The organism is Pseudomonas sp. NFR09 (assembly GCF_900111535.1).
Lineage (GTDB): Bacteria > Pseudomonadota > Gammaproteobacteria > Pseudomonadales > Pseudomonadaceae > Aquipseudomonas > Aquipseudomonas extremorientalis.
On record NZ_FOIH01000010.1, the window covers coordinates 268,467 to 294,495 of the forward strand.

The 26,029-nt window shown below is 61.0% G+C and carries 22 protein-coding genes; 5 read left to right on the top strand and 17 right to left on the bottom strand.

The genetic code is table 11. The annotated features are described in order from the left end of the window. Window positions 1–140 precede the first annotated feature (140 nt). The 14 genes from BMX59_RS22685 to dksA all read right to left on the bottom strand — a co-directional run bounded on the left by BMX59_RS22685 (window position 141) and on the right by dksA (window position 19,568). Entirely contained in the window at window positions 141–3,059 is a 2,919-nt protein-coding gene (locus tag BMX59_RS22685) for a DUF748 domain-containing protein (RefSeq protein ID WP_093125951.1), read from the bottom strand. An 88-nt stretch (window positions 3,060–3,147) separates the two neighbouring features. Further along, complete coding sequence (locus BMX59_RS22690) at window positions 3,148–4,164, bottom strand: class I SAM-dependent rRNA methyltransferase (RefSeq protein ID WP_093125956.1); 1,017 nt, start codon at window positions 4,162–4,164, stop codon at window positions 3,148–3,150. Window positions 4,165–4,221: 57 nt separating this feature from the next. Continuing rightward, window positions 4,222–5,091, bottom strand: coding sequence for an oxygenase MpaB family protein (locus BMX59_RS22695; RefSeq protein WP_093125959.1), 870 nt, complete (start codon window positions 5,089–5,091; stop codon window positions 4,222–4,224). 16 nt (window positions 5,092–5,107) lie between these two features. Beyond that, window positions 5,108–7,063: an acetate--CoA ligase gene (gene acs / locus BMX59_RS22700; protein ID WP_093125963.1), complete on the bottom strand. Its 1,956-nt coding sequence runs from the start codon at window positions 7,061–7,063 to the stop codon at window positions 5,108–5,110. Window positions 7,064–7,168: 105 nt separating this feature from the next. After that, a complete protein-coding gene (gene pgi, locus BMX59_RS22705; protein WP_071490004.1) occupies window positions 7,169–8,833 on the bottom strand; it encodes a glucose-6-phosphate isomerase in 1,665 nt (554 codons plus the stop codon). Between the two features lie 224 nt (window positions 8,834–9,057). Then, a complete protein-coding gene (gene panC / locus BMX59_RS22710; protein WP_093125969.1) occupies window positions 9,058–9,909 on the bottom strand; it encodes a pantoate--beta-alanine ligase in 852 nt (283 codons plus the stop codon). Further along, window positions 9,906–10,706, bottom strand: coding sequence for a 3-methyl-2-oxobutanoate hydroxymethyltransferase (panB, locus tag BMX59_RS22715; RefSeq protein ID WP_092248400.1), 801 nt, complete (start codon window positions 10,704–10,706; stop codon window positions 9,906–9,908). Before panB ends, panC begins: the two co-directional genes overlap by 4 nt. A gap of 214 nt (window positions 10,707–10,920) precedes the next feature. Continuing rightward, window positions 10,921–11,418 (bottom strand): 2-amino-4-hydroxy-6-hydroxymethyldihydropteridine diphosphokinase, encoded by a 498-nt coding sequence (gene folK / locus BMX59_RS22720; protein WP_092248403.1) that lies wholly within the window; start codon window positions 11,416–11,418, stop codon window positions 10,921–10,923. Between the two features lie 2 nt (window positions 11,419–11,420). Further along, on the bottom strand, window positions 11,421–12,815 hold the full coding sequence (locus BMX59_RS22725) for a polynucleotide adenylyltransferase PcnB (protein WP_071490008.1): 1,395 nt from the start codon (window positions 12,813–12,815) through the stop codon (window positions 11,421–11,423). Between the two features lie 708 nt (window positions 12,816–13,523). Then, window positions 13,524–14,954, bottom strand: a complete 1,431-nt coding sequence (locus BMX59_RS22730; protein WP_093125975.1) for a sigma-54-dependent transcriptional regulator — start codon at window positions 14,952–14,954, stop codon at window positions 13,524–13,526. Between the two features lie 22 nt (window positions 14,955–14,976). After that, on the bottom strand, window positions 14,977–17,931 hold the full coding sequence (locus BMX59_RS22735) for a sensor histidine kinase (protein WP_162276390.1): 2,955 nt from the start codon (window positions 17,929–17,931) through the stop codon (window positions 14,977–14,979). After that, entirely contained in the window at window positions 17,915–18,091 is a 177-nt protein-coding gene (locus BMX59_RS22740; protein ID WP_003176118.1) for a hypothetical protein, read from the bottom strand. Before BMX59_RS22740 ends, BMX59_RS22735 begins: the two co-directional genes overlap by 17 nt. A 62-nt stretch (window positions 18,092–18,153) precedes the next feature. Beyond that, a complete protein-coding gene (gluQRS, locus tag BMX59_RS22745) occupies window positions 18,154–19,041 on the bottom strand; it encodes a tRNA glutamyl-Q(34) synthetase GluQRS (RefSeq protein WP_093125979.1) in 888 nt (295 codons plus the stop codon). An 83-nt stretch (window positions 19,042–19,124) separates the two neighbouring features. Beyond that, window positions 19,125–19,568, bottom strand: coding sequence for an RNA polymerase-binding protein DksA (dksA, locus tag BMX59_RS22750; protein ID WP_058427634.1), 444 nt, complete (start codon window positions 19,566–19,568; stop codon window positions 19,125–19,127). A 319-nt stretch (window positions 19,569–19,887) separates the two neighbouring features. Between dksA and BMX59_RS22755 the strand changes: the two genes are divergently transcribed. Both BMX59_RS22755 and sfsA read left to right on the top strand, forming a co-directional pair. Then, window positions 19,888–21,060 carry a pyridoxal phosphate-dependent aminotransferase gene (locus BMX59_RS22755; protein ID WP_071490012.1) on the top strand — a complete coding sequence of 391 codons (1,173 nt, stop codon included), beginning with the start codon at window positions 19,888–19,890 and terminating at the stop codon, window positions 21,058–21,060. After that, window positions 21,060–21,770, top strand: a complete 711-nt coding sequence (sfsA, locus tag BMX59_RS22760; RefSeq protein ID WP_093125983.1) for a DNA/RNA nuclease SfsA — start codon at window positions 21,060–21,062, stop codon at window positions 21,768–21,770. The genes BMX59_RS22755 and sfsA overlap by 1 nt, the downstream gene beginning before the upstream one ends. On the opposite strand, the gene BMX59_RS22765 is transcribed toward sfsA, so the two are convergent. Next, window positions 21,767–22,084 (bottom strand): Rieske (2Fe-2S) protein, encoded by a 318-nt coding sequence (locus tag BMX59_RS22765; protein ID WP_071490014.1) that lies wholly within the window; start codon window positions 22,082–22,084, stop codon window positions 21,767–21,769. The two genes, sfsA and BMX59_RS22765, sit on opposite strands and share 4 nt — an antisense overlap. Window positions 22,085–22,239: 155 nt before the next feature. Between BMX59_RS22765 and BMX59_RS22770 the strand changes: the two genes are divergently transcribed. Genes BMX59_RS22770 through BMX59_RS22780 form a run of 3 tightly spaced genes read left to right on the top strand, consistent with a single transcriptional unit; the run spans window position 22,240 to window position 24,919 of the window. After that, window positions 22,240–23,118, top strand: a complete 879-nt coding sequence (locus BMX59_RS22770; RefSeq protein WP_093125988.1) for a heme/hemin ABC transporter substrate-binding protein — start codon at window positions 22,240–22,242, stop codon at window positions 23,116–23,118. Further along, window positions 23,115–24,152, top strand: coding sequence for a FecCD family ABC transporter permease (locus BMX59_RS22775; RefSeq protein ID WP_071490016.1), 1,038 nt, complete (start codon window positions 23,115–23,117; stop codon window positions 24,150–24,152). Before BMX59_RS22770 ends, BMX59_RS22775 begins: the two co-directional genes overlap by 4 nt. Continuing rightward, a complete protein-coding gene (locus BMX59_RS22780) occupies window positions 24,152–24,919 on the top strand; it encodes a heme ABC transporter ATP-binding protein (protein WP_093125991.1) in 768 nt (255 codons plus the stop codon). Before BMX59_RS22775 ends, BMX59_RS22780 begins: the two co-directional genes overlap by 1 nt. Before the next feature lie 245 nt (window positions 24,920–25,164). On the opposite strand, the gene BMX59_RS22785 is transcribed toward BMX59_RS22780, so the two are convergent. Together BMX59_RS22785 and BMX59_RS22790 are read right to left on the bottom strand one after the other, a co-directional pair. Then, a complete protein-coding gene (locus BMX59_RS22785; RefSeq protein ID WP_092248424.1) occupies window positions 25,165–25,437 on the bottom strand; it encodes a TfoX/Sxy family protein in 273 nt (90 codons plus the stop codon). Window positions 25,438–25,629: 192 nt separating this feature from the next. Beyond that, the gene (locus BMX59_RS22790) at window positions 25,630–25,974 is read right to left on the bottom strand and encodes a pentapeptide repeat-containing protein (protein ID WP_071490019.1); all 345 of its coding nucleotides are present in this window, start codon (window positions 25,972–25,974) and stop codon (window positions 25,630–25,632) included. Between the last annotated feature and the right edge of the window lie 55 nt (window positions 25,975–26,029).

The window sequence follows — 26,029 nt, forward strand, 5'->3', positions numbered from 1 at the left end:
AGACGGCGGCGGCTTAGGGTGAGTTAGATATCCACCCGATGCACCTCTGGAGTTCATGCGACCGACCACACGGATGTGGTCATTACAGGCCCCGGCACTTGTGTCGGGGCCTGTTCTATTGTGGGCGGTTCCTACAGGGCTTATTCGGCATCCAGGTGCATTGGCGTAACGACGCGACCATCTTTCTCCGCCTGGCCCAGATTGGCATCAATGAAGTACACCCGGTCATCTTCCAATTGGCCTTTATCCACCAGGTAATCCTTGATGGTGCTGGCACGGTCCTGGCCAAGTTGGCGTAGCAGTACGTCGCTGCCACTCCAGAATTTGATCACGCCGTCGCGAAGCTTCGCGCTGCGCTCATCGCTGCTCAGGTCCTTCCATTCGGCCGGCGGTTGTTGTTTCAGGCGGGTGCGGTAGATGCCTTCCAGCAAGGGGGCTTTTTCCTTCTCGGGTACGACGAGCAACGACGCCTGGGCGGGTACTTTGTCACCGCGACGTTGAAGAATCTTGTAGTAGTTGTACTGGTATTCACGCTCTAGCCGCTGGGCCGCAAGGAATGGCCCATCGCTGCTGGCTGCGGCGGTGCCTTCGATTTCCAGGCGCAGGGTAGGACGCTCTTTCAGCGCTTTGGCCAGTGTGTTCAAGGCGCTTTCGGCATCCTTGTTCAACTCGCTGGAACCTGCGGCGAACGACACATTACCGAGATCTTCCGAGCTGCCACCGGTCACCAACCCACCGATAAACTTGAAAGGCGCCGTTGCCGCGCGTACCACGAGGTTACGCAGGGTCTGCCATACGATCGGCATCACGCTGAATTGCGGGTTGTTCAAGTCACCGGTTACCGGCAATTCGATGGAGATCTTGCCATCACTGTCCTTGAGCAAAGCGACGGCCAGGCGAATCGGCAAGTCCACGGCATCGGCGCTGTCGACTTTCTCGCCCAATTGCAATTGCTCAACCACCACCTTGTTCTCGGCCTTCAACTGGCCTTTGGTGATTACGTAGTGCAGGTCGAGGTTCAGCCGTCCCTTGCGGATACGGAAGCCAGCGAACTTGCCGGAGTAAGGCGTCAGGGTGGTCAGTTCGACACGCTTGAAGCTGGTCGCAATGTCCAGCGCCGCCATCGGGTCGAACGGGTTCACGCTGCCCTTGATAGTCACTGGCGCATAGCGATCAACCTTGCCCTTGATATCGACGCTGGCCGGTTTGGCCTGCCGACTGTCGATAGTGCCGATCTGCCCGTTGAGCTGTTGAATCGCGGTGGCGAAGTTGGGGGTAAGGCTGAAATCGGCAAAATTGGCCGAGCCGTCATTAATCGCAATCTGCCCGATGCGGATGCCCAGGGGCTTGTCCTTGCTGGCGGGTTTGGAACCTTTGTCGGGCGCTTGTGGAATCAGCAGGTCATCCACGTTGGTGGTGCGGTCGTCGTTGATCATGAAGCGCGCATACGGCTGCAGCAGGTTGACCTTGTCGATCGACAGGCTGTCGCCGTGCTGGTAGTTCACGCCTTCGAGCACCAGGCGCTGCCATTTGAGAAAGTCGCGGGTCTTGAGGGTATCCAGGGTGTGCAATTGATCGACCTGAGCCCGGCCGGTGACCTGCAACTTCAGCGGATCGGTGCTTTTGAGGTTCACATCAAGATTGCTGCTGAGCATACCGCTGCGCAGTTCCAGGCGAATGAACGGGCTGATGTAGGACTGGGCCACCCGCAGGTCGATGTCCTGGGTATTCACTTTCAGCCTGGCACTGACCGGGTCGAGGTTGACCTCGCCGGTTGCCTGGAGCTTGCCTTGCTTGCCCACGCCGGAGTCGACCTTCACGGTAAACGGACTCCGGTTGAGGCTGTCGAAATTCTGCATGTCGACGTTCAACGGGCCGAGTTCCAGCGCTACTGCTGGCTTGGCCTGTCGATCGGCCAGGTGCACCTGGTAGTTACGCAGTTGCACGTCCTTGAGCAGCACTTGCCACGGTTTGCTTGGCGCGGTGGGTTCGGCTTTTGGCGAGTCGGCGGTGGCGGGGGCGTTTTTCGCTTCGGGCGCCTTGGCCGGTTTGCTCGGCTGGCTGGCGAACAGTTTCTGCCAGTCCAGTTGCCCGTCAGCCTCAACGGCCGCCCAGGTCTCCAGTTTGTTACTGCGGATCTTGCCGACCACCACTTGCTGCTTGGCCAGGTCCACCGTGGTCTCGCTGACGTCCAGGCGCTCCAGGCGCACCAATGGGCGGCCGTCCGGTGCCTTGATGGCAAAGGGCGCGATGCTGGCGGCGGTGTTGGTCAGGTTCAGCTCGGTCTCTTTGGCCAGGCTGAATTTGTACTCGGTGCTGAAGTTGAGCACGCCGTCTTCAAGCACCAGTGGCAGCGCGTCACGTACGTAGGGCCACCAGGCTTTCATCTTGCCGTTGGTGACCTTCAACGTGCCTTCGGAAGTGATCGGCACCAGGCTGAAATTGCCTTTCCAGTCGATCTGTCCACCTGCGGGGCCGGCTGCGACCAGGGTCATGTCGGCATTGTCTTCGGGCAGGGTGCTGAGGTTCTTCAGCTCGAAGTCGAGTGTGTCGTAGAGGAATTCGATGGGCTCGCTGGGGCGCAAGTCTTCGAAATGCACATAGCCGCCGGCCAGCTTGATGCTGTCGATACGCAAAGGGAACGGTTTGGCATCCGGATTGGTCGGTGTTGGCTCGCTGGGCGGCAGTTTGAACAACTGCGCCAGGTTGAGTTGGCCGGACTTGTCGAACAGCAGCTCGGTCTTGGGCTTGTCCAGCTGTATATCGGCCAGGTGCAGGGCGCGGGTCCAGAGGCTGTCGATCTGCAGGTTGGCGTAGAGGCGTTCGAACCCGACTTGTTCCTTGCCGGGTTCACCGATCTTCAGGCCCCACAGGGTCAGTTCCAGGCTGAACGGGTTGAGCTCGATTCGCTCGATCCGCGCTGGCACTGTGGCGTAATTGGCCAACTGCTGGTTGGCGATGCGAAGGGCGATGCCGGGGAGAATCAAAAAGCCCAGCAAGCTGTACAGGGCAAGGGCGGTCAACAAGGCGCCAGCGGCGCGAATCAATCCTTTGGGCATGGGGCGGCGCCATCTATGTCAAACAGGAGTGCCTTGGAGTATGGCACGGGTTTTCGGTTCCGAAGAGCAAGGGCCTTTGAGAAACGTCTTACAGTTGGAGTATCAGGGTTTTCAGGGGCGGTTGCTGATCCTGGGACGGGAAGTCCGCTCCAGGCGTCATGATTTTCCAGTCACGCACCGGGCGCCCGGCTTTTTCCGAGCAGCGCAGCACCTGTTCGCGCCAATCCTCCATGCTGACTTTCGCCAGGTTGTTGCAGCAGATCAGCACGCCATTGTCAGCGGTGGCCAGCAGGGCTGGCTTGAGCAGGCTCTGGTAGTCGCGCAGCAGGTCGACGGTGCCGAACGCGCTCTTGGCCCAGGCCGGTGGATCCAGCAGCACCAGGTCGTATTGACGTTGCTCCAGGCGCGGATAACTCGGCAGCTTTTGCCCACGGCGCTGGGTGATCGGCAGGCCTGCCAATTGGCGAATCGCCGGGAAGTAGTCGGACTGTACGAACTCCATGCTCGGCAATTGCGGGTTCAGCAAGCCGTTTTCGCGACCGACCGCCAGGTTGCCCTCGGCAAAGTCCAGGTTGCACACCTCGCGGGCGCCACCGGCGGCTGCGCTCAGGCCCACGCCGCAGGTGTAGGCGAACAGGTTGAGCACGCTTTTTCCGGCGCTGTTGGCCTTGACCCAGCCGCGGGTGTTACGCAGGTCGAGGAACAGCAGCGGGTCCTGCCCGGCATGCCGCCCACGCACGCGGTAACTGAGGCCCCACTCGTGGCCAACCAGGTCCTGCAGTGCGGCGGGTTCGGCGCGATACACCGTGTCTTCGCGGTCGATGCGCGAATTGCCACGGGCGCGATCGTTGTACACCAGCAACAACTCCAGGCCCATGTACTGGTTGACCTGTTGATGCAGGTCCAGCAGGTCGGCGGTTTCCAGGGATTGGTGGAAACTCTGCACCAGCAACTGCGGGCCGTAGCGGTCGATGGTCAGGCCCCCGGCGCCTTCCTGGCTGCCATGGAACAGCCGGTAACAGTCGGTACCCTGTGCGTGCAACTCGCTGATCAGATCTTGGCGATGATCGAGGGCGGCGCGCAGCGCCTGATTCAAGGGAGACATGGAGCGCGCCTTGCTGGGGAATTGAGGGCGCGAAGTTTAACAGCTATGCGCCGTCGCCTACATCAACCCCATCCGGCGATGGGCGCGTTGCACAGAGCCATTGCGCATCGCCCAGCGCAACATCGGGGCACTGCGTTTGACGCCAGCACGGATCATCTGGCGTTGCAGCGGGCTCTGGTGCTGGTCGAGCATCGCGCTGGCCCAATCCGGCAGCAGGTCGATCCCGGCGCGCATCATCAAGCTGCCAAATGGCTTGGCCAGCAGGCTGGGGGAGGGAGCATCCAGCAGTAGCCGCAGCACTTCGCGGCTGCGATCGTCGCACAGCAATTGCGGGCGGATGCGAGCCAGATAATCCGAAACGTCCTGCCGAGAACGCGGAACATGCCGCGCACCCAGCTGTTCAGCGACCAAGGCAATTTCACTGTAGTAACGGTCCTGGTCGCGACCGGACAGGTGCGGGTTGCAATAACGCAAGTGAGCGGCCAGGAAGTGACTGACCTCCGCCACATGCACCCAGGTCAGCAATTCCGGGTCGCTGGCCGCATAAGGCCGGCCATCCGGGGCGTGGCCGACCACCTGCAAGTGAATGGTGCGGACTTTTTCGATCAGCCATTCGGCGTCTCTGCGCGAGCCGAACGTCGTGCCCGAAATGAACTGCGAGGTCCGCCGCAAGCGCCCGAGCATGTCCTGGCGAAAGTTGGAATGGTCCCACACGCCCGCCAGGGCCAGCGGATGCAAGGCTTGCAGCATCAAGGCGCTGATGCCGCCGATGAGCATACTGCTGAAGTCGCCATGCACTTGCCAACTCACCGAGTCGGGCCCGAACAAGCCTGGGTCGCCCTTGGGGTTTTCCAGGTCCAGTTGGCCCAGCGACAGGCCGGTCAGGCTCATCAACTGGGTTTCGATACGGCTGCGGATAAATTCCATGGCGACGTGGGGTTTCCTATCGGTTCAGGCGTTTGTCGATCAAACCGTCGACCACGCTCGGATCGGCCAGGGTCGAGGTGTCACCCAGGCTGTCCAGTTCGTTGCAGGCAATCTTGCGCAAGATCCTGCGCATGATTTTGCCGGAACGGGTTTTCGGCAAGGCCGGGGCCCATTGGATCAGTTCCGGCTTGGCGAAGCTGCCAATTTCTTTGCTGACCAGATCCAGCAGGTGTTTTTTTAGCGCATCGCTGGGTTCCACGCCATTCATGGGGGTGACAAAGGCATAGATGCCCTGGCCTTTGACATCATGGGGATAGCCCACCACGGCGGCCTCGGCCACCACGGCGGCCTCGGCCACCTGGTCGTGCAGCACCAGGGCGCTTTCTACCTCGGCAGTGCCGATGCGATGGCCTGACACGTTGATCACATCGTCGATGCGCCCGGTGATCCAATAATCGCCGTCTTCATCGCGGCGTGCGCCGTCACCGGTGAAGTAGTAGCCGGGGTAGGGGTTGAAGTAGGTGTCGACCATGCGCTGCGGATCGCCGTACACACTGCGGATCTGCCCCGGCCAGCTGGCTTTGATCGCCAGTACGCCACTGCCGGCGCCGCTGAATTCCTTGCCGTGTTCATCGAGGAGTACCGGCTGTACGCCGAACATTGGCTGGGTCGCGCACCCTGGCTTGATTCGCTGGGCGCTGGCCAGTGGGCTGAGCATGATGCCGCCGGTCTCGGTCTGCCACCAGGTATCCACAATCGGGCAGCGTTGTTCGCCCACGGCATTGAAGTACCAGTCCCAGGCCTCCGGGTTGATCGGTTCGCCGACGCTGCCCAGCAGGCGCAGGCTGGCGCGCGAGGTGTTCTCCAGCGGGCCGTGGCCTTCGCGCATCAGCGCGCGCAGGGCGGTGGGCGCGGTGTAGAAGATGTTGACCTGGTGCTTGTCGATCACCTGCCAGAAGCGCGAACTGTCCGGATAGCTCGGCACGCCCTCGAACATCAGCGAGGTCGCGCCATTGGCCAACGGACCGTACACGATGTAACTGTGGCCGGTGACCCAGCCCACATCGGCGGTGCACCAGAACACTTCACCGTCGCGGTAATCGAGCACGTACTTGAAGGTCATCGCCGCTTGCAGCAGATAGCCGCCGGTGGTGTGCAGCACGCCCTTGGGTTTGCCGGTACTGCCGGAGGTGTAGAGGATGAAGAGCGGGTCTTCGGCGTCCATCGGCTCGGGCGGGCAGTCGCTGCTGGCCGCATCCAGGGCTTGTTGATACTTGAGGTCGCGACCTTCGCTCCAGCCAACGGTCGCTCCGGTGCGCTCCACTACCAGCACCGTGCTCACATTCGGACAACTGGCCAGGGCCTTTTCGACATTCTGCTTCAGTGCAACGGGCTTGCCGCCGCGCACGCCTTCGTCTGCGGTGATCACCGTGCGGCAGTCGGCATCGAGAATACGGTCACGCAAGGCATCCGGCGAGAAACCACCAAACACCACGGAGTGCACCGCGCCAATCCGTGTGCAGGCGAGCATGGCGTAGGCGGCCTCCGGGATCATCGGCATGTAGATGCATACCCGGTCGCCTTTCTTCACGCCACGGCTTTTCAGCACATTGGCCAGGCGGCTGACGTTCTGGTGCAGTTGGAGGTAGGTGATTTTTGAAGATTTTGTCGGATCATCGCCTTCCCAGATGAAGGCCGGCTGATCGGCGCGTTGCGCCAGGTGACGGTCGATGCAGTTGTAGCTGACGTTGAGTTGACCACCGGCAAACCATTGGGCGGCGCCGGTGTGGATGTCTGAGCGTTGAACGGTGTGCCAGGGGGTTATCCAGTCGAGAAAGCGCTCGGCCTGTTCAGCCCAGAAGGTATCCGGCTGTTCGATGGATTGGCGGTAGAGGCGCTGATAGTCCTCTTGACTGAGTTGCGCAGCCCGGCGGACGGCATCGGCGGTGGGGAACGTGCTGATATCGAACATGAGCGATCCTTATTCTTGTTTTTGCGACAAGTCATAAAGATGCACCCGGCAGGGGTAGGGTTCAAGGCCAACCTCCAAATGGACATTGGCCTTGCAAAACCCGGATCAGCCGCGGTGACGACCGCGGAAGTAATTGATCAGGCCCTGGGTCGAAGCGTCCTCGGCCGAGGTCTCTTCGGCGCCGGTCAGGCGGTTGTAGACGCCCTTGCCCAGCTCCTTGCCCAGCTCCACGCCCCATTGGTCGAAGGCGTTGATACCCCAGATCACGCTCTGTACGAACACTTTGTGTTCGTACATGGCTACCAGGGCGCCCAGGCGACGCGGGCTGATGCGTTCGACCACGAGGGTGTTGCTCGGGCGGTTGCCCGGAATCACCTTGTGCGGTGCCAGCTTCTGCACTTCGTCTTCCGGGATACCTTTGTCGCGCAGCTCGGCTTCCGCTTCGGCGCGGGTCTTGCCGAGCATCAGCGCCTGGCTCTGGGACAGGCAATTGGCGTACAGCCATTGATGGTGGTCGGACACCGGGTTGAAGCTGACGATCGGCACGATAAAGTCGGCCGGGATCAGTTGGGTACCCTGGTGCAGCAACTGGTGGTAAGCGTGCTGGCCGTTGCAGCCAACGCCGCCCCAGATCACCGGGCCGGTATCGGTAGCGACGGGCGTACCGTCCTGGCGCACGCTCTTGCCGTTGGATTCCATGTCCAGCTGTTGCAAGTGTTTGGTGATGTTACGCAGGTAGTGGTCGTACGGCAGGATCGCGTGGCTCTGCGCGCCCCAGAAGTTGCCGTACCACACGCCCAGCAAGCCCAGCAGCACCGGCATGTTCTGTTCGAACGGGGCGTTCTGGAAATGCTGGTCCATGGTGTAGGCACCGGACAGCAGTTCCTTGAAGTTGGACATGCCGATGGCCAGGGCGATCGGCAAGCCGATGGCCGACCACAGCGAGTAACGGCCGCCGACCCAGTCCCACATCGGGAAGATGTTTTCTTCGCGAATTCCGAAGGCCACGGCCGCCGCGTTGTTGCTCGACACGGCGATGAAGTGGCGATACAGCTCGGCTTCCGAGCCACCCTGGGCCAGGTACCAGGCACGGGCGGCCTGGGCGTTTTTCAGGGTTTCGAGGGTGTTGAAGGATTTTGACGAGACGATGAACAGCGTGGTCTCGGCGCGCAGCTTCAGGGTCAGCTCGTGGAACTCGCTGCCGTCGATGTTCGCCAGGTAGTGGCAGCGCACGCCTTTGTGGGCGTAGGACAGCAGCGCTTCGGAGACCAGCTCCGGGCCGAGGAACGAGCCACCGATACCGATGTTCACCACGTCGGTGATTGGCTTCTCGGTGTAGCCACGCCACAGGCCGTCGTGGATGCGGCCGACCAGGTCGGTGATCTGGTTCAGCACTTTGTGCACGTCAGGCATGATGTTCACGCCGTTGACCGACAGCTTGTCACCCACCGGACGGCGCAGTGCGGTGTGCAGCGCTGGGCGGCCTTCCGACGAGTTGACCGGTTCGCCTTTGTACAGCGCGTCAATCGCTTCCTTGAGGTGGACCTCTTTGGCGAGGTTTACCAGCAGGTCACGGGTTTCGCCGGTGATCAGGTTTTTCGAGTAATCGAGGAAAAGTCCGCAGCTGCTCAAGGTGAACTGGGAAAAACGCTGAGGATCGGCATTGAACGCTTCGCGCATGCTGAAATCCTGCATGGCTTGGCGATGTTGATTGAGCGCTTGCCAGGCGGGCAGAGCGGTAACGTCATGAGGGGTGCGGTAGTACGCCATCGCTGCGGGTTTCCTTTTATTACGGGGACTGCCTTTAGGACACTTATTTGCCTGGAACATCCAGTCTTTGATCAAGCAATGGGTTCCAGACAGCGCTAACCATAGCGCAGGGCGATTACATTAAACCTAGCGTGTCGATATGTCTTGGCTTTGTCTGCGCTAAGGCCGGTACTTTTTTATACCGGCACTTTTTATTTACGCAGTGAGGAGGGCAACTGGAAGGGTCAGTCGAGGATCAGATGCAGGTTATCGATGAGACGGGTGGCCCCCAAGTAGGCGGCGACCAGGATCACGATATCCCGGTCTTCGGCCGTGGCCGGGCGCAAATGCACGCCTTGGCGCACTTCGAGGTAGTCCAGGCGCAGCCCGGCGGCTTCGATCTGGCGGACCTGTTCGGCGCGCAGCTTGGCGAAGTCATGGTCACCGGCCTTGATCGCAGCGCCTATCTGGCTGAGGCTGCGGTACAGCACCGGCGCAATGGCGCGCTGTTCGTCGCTGAGGTAGCCGTTGCGCGACGACAGCGCCAGGCCGTCGCCGGCGCGCACGGTGGGCTCGCCGATGATCTGGATCGGCATGTTCAGGTCATGCACCATGGCGCGGATCACGGCCAGTTGCTGGTAATCCTTCTGGCCAAACACGGCCATGTCCGGCTGCACCATGTTGAACAGCTTGCTGACCACCGTCGCCACGCCTTCGAAATGCCCGGGACGGCTGGCGCCACACAGGCCTTCGGACAGTTGCGGCACGCTGACACGGGTCTGGCCGGTCATGCCGCCGGGGTACATTTCCTCGACGGTAGGTGCGAACAGCAGGTTGCAGCCGGCTTGCAGCAACTTTTCCTGATCGGCGGCCAGGGTGCGGGGGTATTTGTCCAGGTCTTCGCCGGCGCCAAATTGCAGCGGGTTGACGAAGATGCTGGCGACCACGAAATCCGCCTGCTGGGCGGCCTTGGTCACCAGGGTGGCGTGGCCGCTGTGCAGGTTGCCCATGGTCGGCACAAAGCCGATACGCTTGCCGGCGCTGCGGGCATGGGTTACGGCGGCCCGCAGTTCACGTACGGTTTTAACGGTGTTCATGCAGAGAACCCATGTTCGGCGGCCGGGAAGGTCACGCCTTTGACTTCGGCGACGTAGGCGCTCAAGGCGTCATGGATGCTGGTCTGGCCAGCCATGAAGTTCTTCACGAACTTCGGCACACGACCGCTGATCGACAGGCCGAGCATGTCGTGCAGCACCAGCACCTGGCCATCGGTGGCCGAACCTGCGCCGATACCGATTACTGGCACTTTCACGGCCTGGGTGATTTCTGCCGCCAACTCGCTCGGCACACATTCGAGCAGGATCATGGCCGCGCCGGCCTGTTCCAGGGCGATGGCGTCCGCACGCATCTGGCGCGCCTGGGCCTCATTCCGGCCCTGGACCTTATAGCCGCCAAGGATGTTCACGGACTGCGGCGTCAGTCCCATGTGCACACACACCGGCACGCCGCGTTCCGCGAGCAGGCGGATCGACTCGGCGAGCCATAACGCGCCTTCAATTTTGATCATGTGCGCGCCGGCTTGCATCAGCTTGCCGGCATTCTGGAAGGTTTGTTCGAGCGTCGCGTAACCCATGAACGGCAGGTCGGCGATGATGAAGGCGCCATCGTTACCGCGCTTGACGCTGGCGGTGTGGTACGCAAGTTCATCGGTGGTGACGGGCAGGGTGCTGTCATTCCCTTGAAGAACCATGCCCAGGGAGTCGCCCACCAGCAGCACTTCAACCCCGGCCTGGCAACTGGCGTGGGCGAACGTGGCGTCGTAGCAGGTCAGCATGGCGATTTTTTCACCTTTGAGCTTGAGGCTCTGCAAGGTGGTCAGGGTAATGTCTGGCATGAAAAGGGTCCTCGTTCAGGCGCTTGGAAACAGCGAGTAACGCGCGTGAGTCTTCGTTTATACAGGCGCACTGTCTTGAGAGCAGTGCTTATAAGGCCTGGATTGCGCCCTTCAGCGCCGGGTTGGCGGCAGCGGGACGCCTATAGTCGTGAGGAGGACACGGGAAGTCAATTGGATGTGTTACCGCATTGTTACGATGACGGTGTTACCGCTGTTACTGACGCGATTCAGCAACGGTGAGCCGTTCAAGACCGACAAACGGGCAGGCTTCAAGCAGTTCGTTGAGGGTTTGGCCATCGGGTAACGCCAGGCTGGCGGGCGCCAGTTCGGCCAACGGGTACAGCACAAAAGCCCTCAGGTGCATCTGGTAGTGCGGCACCTTGAGACGCGGTTCGTCGATCAGGCGATCGCCAAACAGCAGGATGTCCAGGTCAAGCGTGCGCGGGCCCCAGCGCTCGAGGCGTTCGCGGCCCTGGTCGTTCTCGATGGCTTGCAGCGCATCCAGCAGCTCAAGAGGGGCGAGGTTACTGTCAAGGGCAGCCACTGCATTGGTATAGCGCGGTTGGCCCGGGAGCAGGGAGTCACTTTGATAGAAGGCAGAGACACCGGCGACGTGCGTGCCGGGCAATTGCGCCAGTGCTTCGATAGCGCTGCGCAATTGCTGATCCGGGGCCGCCAGGTTGCTGCCCATGCCGATGTAGATGCGTTCCACGCTTATTCGCCCGAGGCGTCGGCCGCGCTGCGCTTGCGCTTGCTGCTGCTGCGGCGACGCTTCTTCGGCCCGGCGCCTTCGCCATCGCCTTTGCTGCCGAGGTCACGGATCATGTCGCGGCGTTCGCTGTCATTGGCGTCCTGGTAGTCGGTCCACCATTCGCCCAGGCCGTCGGTCTGCTCGCCGGCGCTCTCACGCAACAACAGGAAGTCGTAGCCGGCGCGGAAACGCGGGTTGTCCAGCAACAGGTCGGCACGTTTGCCACTGCGGCGTGGCAGGCGCTCCTGCATGTCCCAGATCTCACGGATCGGTATGGTGAACCGTTTTGGAATGGCGATGCGCTGGCACTGCTCGGCGATCAGCTCATGGGCGGCTTCCTGCATGGCCGGGATCGGCGGCATGCCACGCTCCTGCAGGCGCAGCACGCGCTTGGGCAGGGCCGGCCACAACAGGGCGGCAAACAGGAACGCCGGGGTGACCGGTTTGTTCTGCTTGATGCGCAGGTCGGTGTTGATCAGTGCTTCGCTGATCAGGGTGTGGGTGTACGTCGGGTTGTATTCCAGCGCCTCGGCGCTGGCCGGGAACAGTGGGTCGAACAACTGCAGGTCGACGAGCATTTCGAAGGTGTCGGCGGCGTAGCCCGAGAGGAACAGCTTCAACACTTCTTCGAACAGGCGCGCCGAAGGGATCTCCCGCAGCATCGGTGCCAGTTCGCGAATCGGCGCGGCGGTGTGTTTCTCGATGCCGAAGTTGAGCTTGGCGGCAAAACGCACCGCACGCAGCATGCGCACCGGGTCTTCCTGGTAGCGCTGGACCGGGTCACCGATCAGGCGGATCAGGTTGTTGCGGATATCGTGTACGCCATTGGCGTAATCGAGAATGCGCTCGCTGACCGGGTCGTAATACAAGGCATTGATGGTGAAGTCGCGGCGCTGCGCGTCTTCCTCGAGGGTGCCGTAGACGTTGTCACGCAGGATGCGCCCGCTTTCGTTGCGGGAGGACTGATTGGTGTCTTCCTCTTCATCGTTTTGCGGGTGGCCGGCGCGAAACGTCGCAACTTCGATGATTTCGCGACCGAAGTGGATATGCACCAGCTTGAAACGCCGGCCGATGATCCGCGCATTGCGAAATTCGGCACGCACTTGCTCAGGCGTGGCGCTGGTGGCGACGTCGAAGTCCTTGGGCGTGATATTGAGCAGCATGTCGCGTACACAACCGCCCACCAGATAAGCCTGGTAGCCGGCGTTCTGCAAACGTTCGACGATATTCACGGCATAACGGCTGAATTGAGCGCGTTGCAGCGAATGCTGGCTGCTGTTGAGCACTTCAGGCGTGCTGCGTTTGTGTTGCGTACGACGCAAGGGAGAACGGAATGACTGGAACAACTTCTTCAGCATGGGATGCACTGTTTGAAGGAATGTTCGGCCATAACGAAGAATGACCGCATGATGGGCGGGGATTCTAGCATTTAGTCAGGGGATGGTGTAGGAACAAGCTGCAAGCCCCAAGCCAAAAGCTTCAAGAGGTTGCTGGGTGGTCAAATGGCGGAAACTACAAGGGGAGCCGAAGCTCCCCCAGAAGTAGTTGCGTGCTCTATTTTTATTATGGATTGCGGGCTTCTTGTTTTTGTTGATCGCCCTCGCCATGAAGCTTCACCTTCATGACACTCCCAATCGGGAGTCAAGAGCAAACGGATTGCTTTGGTCGCTGTGTTGCTGATCTACGATCCAACCAGTTCAGGCTCTGCCTTAGGGCAGTTTTTGTTGTTCTCGGCCTGGTTGCGGGGCAAGCCCCAAATGCAACGCCTCTCCAAAAGAATCAGTTAGCTGCGCCTCCGCCGTGTTGTTTTTGTTATGCGTGAGTCGATTCGTCTTATTTTTATTGTCTTGTACAAAGCTTGTTATTGTTTTTGTACTAAGCATATAGCAGGGTGCGTGCCAACTTTTGCACCGCCCAGCAAAACCGGGGGGTTGAGGTGGTATCGGGCTTTTGACGGCCCAAAAAAAACCGGGGCTTCGTTACCGTAAGCCCCGGCTTTTGTTACGCGAAATATCCGCGGTAACAGTTTTTTCACATCTGCGGGTGTTACCTGTGGGGGCGCGCCCTCAACTCTCGCTGGCCACGCCGGTCTTGCGCCGCGGAATGCCCAGGCGCTGGCGACGTTCCCACAGGCATTTACGGCTCACGCCCAGCTTGCGCGCCAGTTCGGTCTCGGTCATATGGTCCTGGTGCTCAAGGACGAAATGCTGGAAGTAATCTTCCAGTGACAGATCTTCCGTCGGCTCGTGGCTGGTGTTGCTACCGCCGCCCTGTTGTGGGGCCAGGCCGATGAAGTCGTCGTCCTCCAGATCGCTCAGCTCAATGTCGATACCCAGCAGCTCGGCGGAAATCTCCGGGCTCTCCGACAGGATCACCGCACGCTCGACCGCATTTTCCAGCTCCCGCACGTTACCCGGCCACGAGTAATGGCGAATCGCCTGCTCGGCGTCCGGGGCAAACTTCAGGTCGGTACGGTTGATGCGCGCGCTCTGGCGCAGCAGGAACGCGTTGGCGATCTCGTTGACGTCGGCGCCACGCTCACGCAGGGCCGGCAACTTGAGGGCGATCACGTGCAGGCGGTAATACAAGTCTTCACGGAACTGGCCGATCTTGGCCAGGCTCTTCAGGTCCCGGTGGGTCGCGGCGATCAGTCGAACATCGACCTTCTGCGATTGCACCGAGCCCACACGGCGAATCTCGCCTTCCTGCAACACGCGCAGTAACCGCGCCTGGGCTTCCAGAGGCAGTTCGCCGATTTCGTCGAGGAACAGCGTGCCGCCGTCCGCCGCTTCCACCAGGCCCGCACGCCCGGCGCTGGCGCCGGTAAACGCGCCTTTTTCGTGGCCGAACAGTTCGGACTCGATCAGGGATTCAGGGATCGCCGCGCAGTTCACCGAGATCATCGGCGCCTTGGCACGCTTGGACAGGTTGTGCAGGGCGCGGGCCACCAGTTCTTTACCGGTGCCAGACTCGCCCTGGATCAATACATTGGAGTCGGTGGGCGCGACTTTGCGGATCTTGCTGTACAGGTCCTGCATGGGGGGGCAGGAACCGATGATGCCGATCTCGCCGTTGCTGTTGTCGACGCCTGGCTTGTCATTGGTTTTGCTCGCCGGTCGTTGCTCGGCCGGCGTGCTGCTGGCCGACTGGCGGTCGCGCAGGATACGGGCCACCGCCTGGAGCATCTCGTCATGGTCGAATGGCTTGGCGATGTAATCCACCGCGCCCATCTTCATGGAGTCCACCGCCGACCGCAGGCTGGCGTAGCTGGTCATGATCAGCACCGGAGTGCCCTGGCCCAGTTTGATCAACTCGGTACCAGGCGCGCCAGGCAGGCGCAGGTCGCTGACAATCAGGTCGAACGTGGGAATGCTGAACCGCTCCTGGGCTTCCTGCACCGAGCCGGCTTCGCTGACCTGGTACTGATTTCGTTCAAGCAGGCGACGCAAGGCAGAGCGGATAATGGTTTCGTCTTCGACGATCAAAATGTGCGGCATTGATTCAATTCTCTCGACGGTCTCAGTTCACAGCGGACGTCGCTTCGACATGACGCGGCAAGGTCACCCGAATACGGGTGCCGCGTTGGCTTTCGGTGTCAGCCGGGCTGTCGATGGTGATTTGTCCATAATGCTCTTCAACGATGGAATAGACCAGTGCAAGGCCCAGACCGGTACCTTCACCTGGGTCCTTGGTGGTGAAGAAGGGTTCGAACAATCGGTCCATGATGTTCTGTGGAATACCGCTGCCTTCATCTTCGACGATCAGATCGACCGTATGTTCGAAAGCCTCGGTCTTGACGCGCACCGCACCGCCGGCCGGGGTGGCGTCACGGGCGTTGGACAGCAGGTTGATCAGCACTTGGGCGAGGCGTTGGGAGTCGCCGTCGACCCAATGGTCGGGGTCGCATAAATTGAAGAACTGTACTTCGAAATTGCGCCGGTTCAAGGCCAGCAGCCCAATGGCGTCCTGTGCCACCTCGGCCAGGCACACGGCTTCGTCGTGGTTCTGGTGGGCGCCGGCGTGGGCAAAGCTCATCAGCGACTGCACGATGCGCGAAACACGCTTGGTCTGTTCGAGGATCTGCCCGCTGATTTCGGTGATTTCGCCGTCGTCTTCACGCTCTTCCCGCAGGTTCTGCGCCAGGCAGGCAATACCGGTGATCGGATTGCCGATTTCATGGGCCACGCCCGCCGCCAACCGACCGATACTGGCCAGGCGCTCGGAGTGCACCAGCTTGTCTTCGAGCATCTGGGTTTCGGTCAGGTCTTCCACCAGCAGCACCAGACCACTGTTACCGGGGGCCAGGGGTTCGTCGATGGCGGCTTTGTGCAGGTTGAGCCAGCGGGTCTGGCCGTCGAGGGCCAGGTGCTGCTTGTGCAGGTGTTCGTCGGGCAGATTGATGAAACCTTGCAACAGTTCTTTCCACGGCTCGCCCAGTGTATTCAGGCGTGAGCCGACTACGCGTTGCGCCGCGATACCGGTGAGTTCTTCCATGGCCTTGTTCCACATCAGGATCTCTTGATCCTTGGCCAGGGAGCAGACGCCCATCGGGAGTTCCTGCAGGGTCTGGCGGTGGTAGCGACGCAGGGCATCGAGTTCGGCGGCCAGGCCTGTGAGGCGGGAGTGGTAGTCCTCCAGCCGGCTTTCGATGAAATGGATGTCTTCGGTTACGTAGTTTTCGCCGCCGGCCTTGTAGGGCAGGAAGGTTTCCACCATGTCCTGGGACACGCTCGGCCCCATCAATCCGGACAGGTTGGCTTCGATACGGTCACGCAGGCGGCGCAGGGCGTACGGGCGGCGCTCATCGAACGGCAGGTAGAGATCGCGCAGCGCCTGCTCGACTTCCTTCTGTGCCGCCTTGGCACCCAACGGCTTGGCCAGTTGCGTGGCGAATTCCTGGGGTGAGGCGGCATGCAATTCACGTCGTTGCGGACGGCGTACGTTATCCACCGCGCAAGCTTCGGCGGCGCTGGTTTCTTCCGGGCTGGCGTTGGTAAACAGTGAGATCAGGGTGAACATCAAGACGTTGGCGGCCAGCGACGCAATCGCGGCCATGTGCCAACTGGTGTCATCCAGCACGTAGATCATGTTCAGCAACGGGATGTAGAAGCCCTGCAGGTTGCCGACCAGCGGCAGCAGCATGGTCACGACCCACACCAGGATCCCCGCCAGCAGCCCGGCGATGAAGCCACGGCGATTGGCGGTCGGCCAATACAGTACCGACAGCACGCCCGGCAGGAACTGCAAGGTGGCGACAAATGCAACGATCCCCAGGTTGGCCAGGTCTTGACCCGCGCCCAGCAGCAGGTAGAAACCATAGCCGGCCATGATAATCGCGACGATCAGCGCGCGCCGTGTCCATTTCAGCCAGCGGTAGATATTGCCCTCGGCCGGTGGTTGGTACAGCGGTAACACCAGGTGGTTGAGTGCCATCCCCGAGAGAGCCAGGGTGGTCACGATGATCAACCCGCTGGCAGCCGATAGCCCCCCGACGTACGCCAATAGCGCCAAGGCCGGGCTATTCGCGGCTATGCCGATGCCCAGGGTGAAATACTCAGGATTGGTGGTGGCCCCCAGTTTCAGACCGGCCCACAGGATCAGCGGCACCGCCAGGCTCATCAACAGCAGGAACAACGGCAAACCCCAGCTGGCGCTGACCAGCGAGCGCGGGTTGAGGTTTTCGGTAAAGGTCATGTGGTACATGTGCGGCATCACGATTGCCGAGGCGAAGAACACTAGCAGCAGTGTGCGCCAGGGGCCTTCCTGCAATGGCGTATGCAGGGCGGCGAGGGCGGTCTGGTTCTGCAGCAGCCACAGTTCCAGCTGTTGCGGGCCGTCGAACACGCCGTAGAGCGCGTACAGGCCAACGCCGCCGATGGCGATCAGCTTGATCACCGACTCGAAGGCAATCGCGAACACCAGGCCCTCGTGCTTCTCGCGGGTGGCGATATGGCGTGAGCCGAAGAAAATCGTGAACAGCGTGATCAGCGCGCAGAAGGCCAGGGCCACCCGATGTTGCACCGGTTCGCGGGTCAGGATGCTGATGGAGTCCGCCACCGCCTGGATTTGCAGGGCCAGCAACGGCAGCACGCCGATCAGCATGAACATGGTGGTCAGCGCGCCGGCCCAGGTGCTGCGAAAGCGGAAGGCGAACAGGTCGGCCAGGGAGGACAGTTGGTAGGTGCGGGTGATCTTCAGGATCGGGTAAAGCAGCACCGGTGCCAGCAGAAACGCACCGGACACCCCGAGGTAGCTGGAAAGAAAGCCGTAACCGTATTGATAGGCCAGGCCTACGGTGCCATAGAACGCCCAGGCGCTGGCGTAAACGCCAAGGGACAAGGTGTAGGTCAGCGGATGGCGAATGATCGCCCGCGGAATCATTCCACGCTCACTGATCCAGGCCACCCCGAACAGCGCGGCCAGGTAGGCGGCGCTGATCAGCAGCATCTGGGTCAGGCTAAAGCTCATCGGCATCTTTTTGGCTCTGCAGGATGAAAGTCACGACGATCAGGATCAGCCACAGCAGATAAGGGCGATACCAGGCGCCCGTGGCGTCGATCCACCAATCCATGATGGCGGGGGAAAACAGGTAGATCCCGACGACCAGCAGCAGGACCAATCGATAGATGTACATGTTGGCCTCTGATTGAAAAACTGCGGCGATGGTAACGGATGCCGGCCAAGCTGCAAGCGCCTTCAGCTCAATTGCGCTTCTGCCAGCGTGAGTGTGTGCGGTATCCGCGTGGCGTCCCAGTGCTGGATGCCCCAATCCAGCAGTTCCCGTGGGCTGGCGTGGAGCAGCTCGTCACCGGGTTGCTGCCCGAGGGCGCGCAGGGCCCTTAATAGCAAAGGCGTGGCCTGGTCGGGTGTCAACGGCGGGGAACGATAGGATTTGCCCAATTTGTTACCGTCCGGCTGGACGATCAGTGGCACATGCAGGTAGCGCGGTTGGCGCAGGCCGAGCAGTTCCTGCAGGTAGAGCTGGCGCGGCGTGGAGTCGAGCAGGTCGGCGCCGCGCACGATGTCGGTAACACCTTGCCACGCATCGTCGAGGACGACTGCCAATTGATAAGCATAGAGCCCATCGCGGCGACGGATGACGAAATCGCCTACATCGCGACCCAGGTGCTGTCGGAATTCGCCCTGGACGCGGTCGGTAAAGTGGTAAGCAAGCTCAGGAACACGCAAACGGATGGCGGCATCTTGCTGATCGTGGCCGGCATTGCGACACAGGCCCGGGTAGATGCCGTTGTAGGCCTCCAGTTGTTTACGTGAGCAAGTGCAGGCGTAGGCGAGGCCGTGGTTGAACATATCGTTCAGTACTTTGGCATAGGCTTCGTGCCGTTCGCTTTGTCGGACCAGTTCGCCGTCCCACTCAAACCCGTAGCTTTCCAGTGCGTGCAGGATCGCTGCCTGGGCGCCGGGCTCTTCGCGGGGCGGGTCGAGGTCTTCCATGCGCATCAGCCAGCGGCCTTGGTTGGCGCGGGCGTCGAGGTAGGAGGCGAGGGCGGCGACCAGTGAGCCGAAATGCAAGTGGCCGCTGGGCGTTGGGGCAAAACGCCCGATATAGGTAGAGGCTGTCATGGGCCGGATACTACTGGAAATTCGGTAAACCCCAGAAACAAAAATGGGGCGTTCGCACGCCCCATTCGTTCAGCTCGGCTGGATTACTTGCCGACCTGTTTTTCCTTGATTTCGGCCAAGGTCTTGCAGTCTACGCAGAGGTCTGCGGTTGGGCGGGCTTCCAGGCGACGAATACCAATCTCGACACCGCAGGATTCGCACCAGCCGTATTCTTCGTCCTTGATCAGCTGCAGCGTCTTGTCGATCTTCTTGATCAACTTGCGCTCGCGATCACGGGCGCGCAGTTCCAGGGCGAATTCTTCTTCCTGGCTCGCGCGGTCGGCCGGGTCAGGGAAGTTGGCTGCTTCGTCCTTCATATGGTCAACCGTACGGTCGACTTCCTGCATCAAGTCCTGTTTCCACTTGTTCAGGATCTTGGTGAAGTGCTCGCGCATGGGCTCGCCCATGTACTCCTCACCTTTCGTCTCTACGTAAGGTTCGAAGCCGTTGAGGCCTTGAGTCTGCTGTTGCTTTGCTTGGGTGGACATGAATAGACCGCCTCTCACTCTTCTAATCCATTGCGCAGGATTGCAACGTCACCGACACCTGCCGGCCCTGCGGCTGCAAGCGGGCGAACTTACCAGATAGATTCGGGGTGCGCCACTCCCGGTTGTCGAGGCCCACCGCAAAGGGGTTGCAAACTGCGACTGCCCGCCATTGCTGGGTATGTGTTGCCTCGAATGTAGATTTTAGTCGGTTTGCACGCGCTTGCCCGGACTGCACATGCCGCCGGGCAGGCAATAGAACATGTTTTACGGCGCGGGTTCGGTAGAATCCAGATTTTGTCCTCACCGTTAAGGAAGGCTAATGGCCCAGCCCTACAGTGCGCGCAGTCGCGCCATCGAACCTTTTCATGTCATGGCATTGCTGGCGCGGGCCAATGAGCTGCAGGCCGCCGGCCATGATGTGATCCACCTGGAAATCGGCGAGCCGGATTTCACCACCGCCGAGCCGATCATCCAGGCCGGCCAGGCGGCATTGGCCAATGGTAAGACCCGTTACACTGCAGCCCGTGGCCTGCCAGAGTTGCGCGAAGCCATCAGCGGTTTTTATCAGCAGCGTTACGGCTTGAACGTGGATCCCGAGCGCATTCTGATCACTCCTGGCGGGTCCGGCGCGTTGCTGCTGGCCAGCAGCCTGCTGGTTGACCCGGGCAAGCATTGGCTGCTCGCAGACCCTGGTTACCCCTGCAATCGCCACTTCCTGCGCCTGGTAGAGGGCGCGGCGCAACTCGTGCCGGTAGGCCCGGAGGTGCGCTATCAGTTGACCGCCGACCTGGTGGCCAGGCACTGGGATCAGGACAGTGTGGGCGCGCTGGTGGCCTCGCCAGCCAACCCGACGGGGACGATCCTCACCCGTGACGAATTGGCCGGGCTTTCTGCGGCCATCAAGGCGCGCAACGGCCACCTTGTGGTGGATGAGATCTACCATGGCCTCACTTACGGCACCGACGCAGCCAGCGTGCTGGAAGTCGACGACGACGCCTTCGTCCTCAATAGTTTTTCCAAGTATTTCGGCATGACCGGCTGGCGCCTGGGGTGGCTGGTTGCACCCCCGGCGGCAGTGGGCGAGTTGGAGAAGTTGGCGCAAAACCTCTACATCAGTGCTCCTAGCATGGCCCAACACGCGGCGCTGGCGTGTTTCACCCCACAGACCCTGAGCATTCTCGAAGAGCGCCGTGCCGAATTCGGTCGCCGTCGCGACTTCCTGTTGCCCGCCCTGCGCGAGCTGGGGTTTGGCATCGCCGTTGAGCCGGAAGGGGCGTTCTACTTGTACGCCGATATCAGCGCATTTGGCGGTGATGCCTTCGCATTCTGCCGCCATTTTCTCGAAACCGAGCATGTGGCTTTTACGCCTGGCTTGGACTTTGGCCGCTACCAGGCCGGTCATCATGTGCGTTTTGCCTACACGCAGAACCTCGATCGGCTACAAGAAGCGGTGGAGCGGATCGCCCGTGGTCTGCGGAGCTGGCAAGGCTGATGCGCTTTAATCCTCCACTTGAAGAAGCGCGACTGATTCGCCGCTACAAGCGTTTTCTCACCGATATCGAGACCGTTACCGGCGAGTTGCTGACCATTCACTGCCCCAACACGGGCTCAATGCTCAATTGCATGGTGGAAGGTGGGCAGGTCTGGTTCAGCCGCTCCAATGACCCAAAGCGCAAATTGCCCGGCACCTGGGAAATCGCCGAGACGCCCCAGGGCCGGTTGGCCTGTGTGAACACGGCGCGGGCCAATCAATTGGTCGAGGAGGCGCTACATGCAGGGGTGATCACTGAGCTCAATGGCTTTACCGCGTTGAAACGCGAAGTGCCTTACGGCCAGGAGAAAAGCCGCATCGACTTTCGCCTGGATTATCCCGACGGCGCGGCCTATGTCGAAGTCAAAAGTGTGACCCTGGGCTATGACGGCTCTGCGGTTGCGGCGTTTCCCGACGCGGTGACCCAGCGCGGCGCCAAGCATTTGCGTGAGCTGGCGCACCTGGCACGGGAGGGTGTGCGCGCGGTGCAGCTGTACTGCGTCAATCTCTCGGGGATTGAGGCTGTGCGACCCGCGGTGGAAATCGACCCCGGTTATGCCGCTGCCCTGCGTGAAGCCAAGGCGGCAGGGGTGGAAGTGCTGGCGTATGGCGTGCGTGTGACCTGCGAAGAAATCTGTGTAGACCGGCAACTGGACGTGCTGCTCGACTAGAGTTCCACCCATAGGCCTTGAGCGTCTTCGCAGCCGCGCAGGGCGGTCAGGCTCTGCCCGGCGCAAGGGCCGGCGATGCATTCGCCATTCTCGATCAGGAACAGGGCGCCGTGGGTCGCACACTGGATCAGGCTGGCGCTGTCGTCGAGAAACTGGTCGGGTTGCCATTCCAGTGGAATGCCACGATGGGGGCAACGGTTGATGTAGAAGTACGCAACGCCGTCGCGACGCACGGCCAGCAGCTTGCACCCGTCGATATCAAAACCGAGGCTGCTGTTGGGCGCGAGTGCGGTGGAGGGGCAGAGAAACTTCATTTCACTCCTTAAGTGCCTTGACGTTCAAATGCAAACAATTATCAAATGCCGGCTCGCCCGTCAGCTGACCGGGCGCTCAATACGATGCCAGACGGGCGTTTGCTGTCACATCAATGAGTGCTTGAGCGGCCCTGCCCTTGGAAGGAAACCCTGTTATGCGACTGAGTACCAGCGCTATTGCGCTCGTTGTCGGACTGCTGGTCAACCACGGGGCGCAAGCCTCTGAACTGCCACAACGCTGGGTGAGTGCCGGTGGGGCGCTGTCGGAATGGGTGACGGCCCTGGGCGGCGAGTCGAAACTGGTCGGGGTGGACACTACCAGCCAGCATCCCGAGTCCCTCAAGGCGTTGCCGAGCATTGGTTATCAGCGGCAATTGTCGGCGGAAGGCATTTTAAGTCTGCGCCCGCAGGTGCTGGTCGGCACCGAAGAAATGGGGCCGCCGCCGGTGCTGGCGCAGATTCGCAGTGCAGGCGTGCAGGTGGAAATGTTCTCGGCGCAGCCGGACCTGCCAACGTTGAAAGGCAATCTTCAACACCTGGGTAAGTTGCTGGGCAGCGAGGCCAAGGCCACCGAATTGTTTACCGGATATGAGCAGGCGCTGGATCAGCAGAAACGCTGGGTGACCAAGGCCCAGTCCACGCAAAAGGCGCCAGGCGTGTTGTTGTTGCTCGGGCATGCAGGCGGCAAGCCGCTGATCGCGGGCAAAGACACGGCGGCCGACTGGATGTTGCAACAGGCGGGCGGGCGCAATCTGGCGGTCCATGAAGGTTACAAGCCGTTTTCGGTGGAGTCGTTGGCGGGCTTGAGCCCGGATGTACTGGTGTTTGCTGACCGTGCCTTGACCGCAGACGCAGCGCGTGCGGCACTGTTCAAGGAAAACCCGATCCTGGCGTCCACGCCGGCGGCCAAGAGCGGGCGAGTGTTTGAGGTCGATCCCACCCTGTTGGTCGGCGGACTTGGGCCGCGTATGCCGCAAAGCCTCGCGGACCTGTCTGCCGGGTTTTACCCGTCCCAGGCCAAACCAGCCCCATGACCACTCCGGTAAAACCGAAAACGCTGTTTGTTGGGTTGGCGTTGTTGTGTGTCTTGGCGATCTGGCTTTCGCTGGCGCTGGGGCCAGTCAGCTTGCCTCTGTTGGATACGCTCAAAGCCGCCTTGCGCTTGATGGGGCTGCCGATTGAGCCCCAAGGGCTGGAGCAGGCTGAGCTGATCCTGGGGCAGATCCGTTTGCCACGCACGCTGCTGGGCTTGGCTGTCGGCGGGGTATTGGCCTTGTCGGGGGTGGCGATGCAGGGGTTGTTCCGCAATCCTCTGGCGGATCCGGGTTTGGTCGGGGTCTCCAGCGGTGCTGCGCTGGGGGCGGCGGTGGCGATTGTCGGCGGTTCGTTTTTCGGTGGTTTGCCGGATGCAGTTGGACCTTACCTGTTGTCACTTTGCGCATTCCTGGGAGGGCTGGGTGTGACGGCACTGGTATATCGCTTGGGGCGGCGCAACGGCCAGACCAACGTCGCGACGATGCTGCTCGCGGGCATTGCCCTTACGGCTCTCGCCGGTTCGGCGGTGGGCCTGTTCACCTATCTGGCCGACGACGCCACCTTGCGCACCCTGACATTTTGGAACCTGGGCAGTCTCAACGGCGCCAGCTATTCGCGGTTATGGCCGCTGTTGCTCGTGAGCGCGGGTGTGGCGCTGTGGTTGCCGCGCCGGGCCAAGGCGTTGAATGCCCTGTTGCTCGGTGAGTCGGAGGCCAGTCATCTCGGCATCGATGTGGAACGGCTCAAGCGCGAATTGGTGTTGTGCACGGCGCTGGGCGTGGGGGCGGCGGTTGCCGCAGCGGGCATGATCGGTTTCGTGGGGCTGGTGGTGCCGCATCTGGTGCGCTTGTTGGCGGGGCCGGATCATCGTGTGCTGTTACCGGCATCGGTCTTCGCGGGTGCGAGCCTTTTGTTGTTTGCCGATCTGGTCGCACGGCTTGCCTTGGCACCGGCTGAGTTGCCGATCGGTATCGTTACAGCGTTTATCGGTGCGCCGTTCTTTCTTTTCCTGTTGTTGCGGGGGCGTGCCTGATGCTTCGTGTGGAAGACCTGCACATCCGTCGCGGGCGCAAAACCGTATTGGCGGATATCACACTCGACCTGTTGCCGGGTGAAGTGCTCGGCGTGTTGGGGCCCAATGGTGCAGGCAAAAGTACGCTGCTCGGTGCGTTGTGCGGCGAGTTGCATCCCGACCAAGGCACAGTGTGCCTGGATCAACGTCCTTTGCAGGCGTGGAGTGGGGCACGACGAGCACAGCGCCTGGCGGTATTGCCGCAAAGCTCGACGTTGGACTTCGCTTTCCGTGTCGAAGAGGTTGTCGGCATGGGCCGCTTGCCTCATCAGACCGGGCGCGTGCGCGATGACGAGATCATCGAGGCGGCCTTGCAGGCGGCTGACGTCGGGCACTTGAGCGGTCGCAGCTACCTGGCGTTGTCCGGTGGCGAGCGCCAGCGGGTGCACCTGGCGCGCGTGCTTGCACAATTATGGCCAGGTGAAGCGGGGCAGACGTTGTTATTGGATGAGCCGACGTCAATGCTGGATCCTTTGCATCAACACACGACCTTGCAGGCCATTCGTACCTTCGCCGATCGTGGGGCGGCGGTGCTGGTGATCCTTCATGACTTGAACCTCGCAGCCCGTTACTGTGACCGTATTCTGTTGCTGGAGGCGGGGCGTCCGCATGCCTTGGATACGCCGGCGCAAGTGATGCAGCCTGAGCCCCTGAAAGCTGTTTTTGGTCTGGATGTGCTTGTGCAGGCTCATCCCGAGCGTGGGCATCCTCTGATCATTGCGCGCTGAATTCGACTTTTCCATAGGCAAAAAAAGACCCGGCAAAAGCCGGGTCAAATAACCGTGATTAGCCTGATGAGGAGATAATCTGAGAGTCCGAACCAATGGTCTTTCAGTTATCGGCTGATCTCGCGACCAGTTGTGATAATCATAACGATTCTCATTTGAGAGTCAACCTTTGTTTTCTCGGTGTCTTGGGGTTTTCTCAAACGCCCGTTCGGAATGTCTATAAACAGGGGGGCCTGATAGTCGATCTAATTCTTTTGGCGCGTTGAAAGAGCGTCGAGTTGACGGTTCAGCGCTTCCTTGCGCTCGGCAGGAATGTCATTCCAGTGCACGTCCATCAATGCCCCTTCGATGGCATACAGCAGCACTTTCGATGCACGAAACCCGCGCGTTCGCACGGCCCGGTAGGCATCAACCGCACCCAGGCGACGCAAGTCGGACGCGCTGTGGATGCCCACCGCATGCAGCCACTGTGCTGATGTCTTGCCAAGGTTTTTCAGGTGTTGCAGCTCATCGTTCATCAAGCCTCCTTGCGACGGCCGAATGGTGCGGTGGGTATGTGACCAGGCAAGCCTGAACAGAAGTGTAGCGCTCAGTAGGAAAAGCGTAGTTCTTTAGTCGGAAACGGCCTAAAGACGTATAAGCATGACCAGGTCAGGCAGGCGGGAAGTCCCCGGCACGCCTGCGCGAAACCGGGGCGGAAGCAGAGGGTTTCAGCGAGTGCGATAGCGCAGGCGTGTGCCGAAATTGACCGACATGAGAATCTCGTCAGCGCTCAGTTCGGGCGGGAAGTATGTGCCGGAAATCTGCGCGTGGGCCAGGCTGGCGCCCTCCAGCGGGCAGTCGCGCAGGTCCAGCCCGCGTAAATCGGCAGATCGGAAATAGGCGTCGGTAAAGTCCACGCCTGCCGTGTTCAGTTCGCGCAGATCCAGCCCACGGAAGTCGCCACCGCGCATGTCGATGGCACCGTCTTTTGGACGTTCCCGGTTGAAGCCTCGCACATCGTCTTTATGCAGGAGCGAGTAAAGCGGCGTATCAAGAAGCTTGGGCTGACTCATGACGGCAACTCCCGTTGGATTTATGGCGCCATTATAGTGCCACCATTGCTTGGTC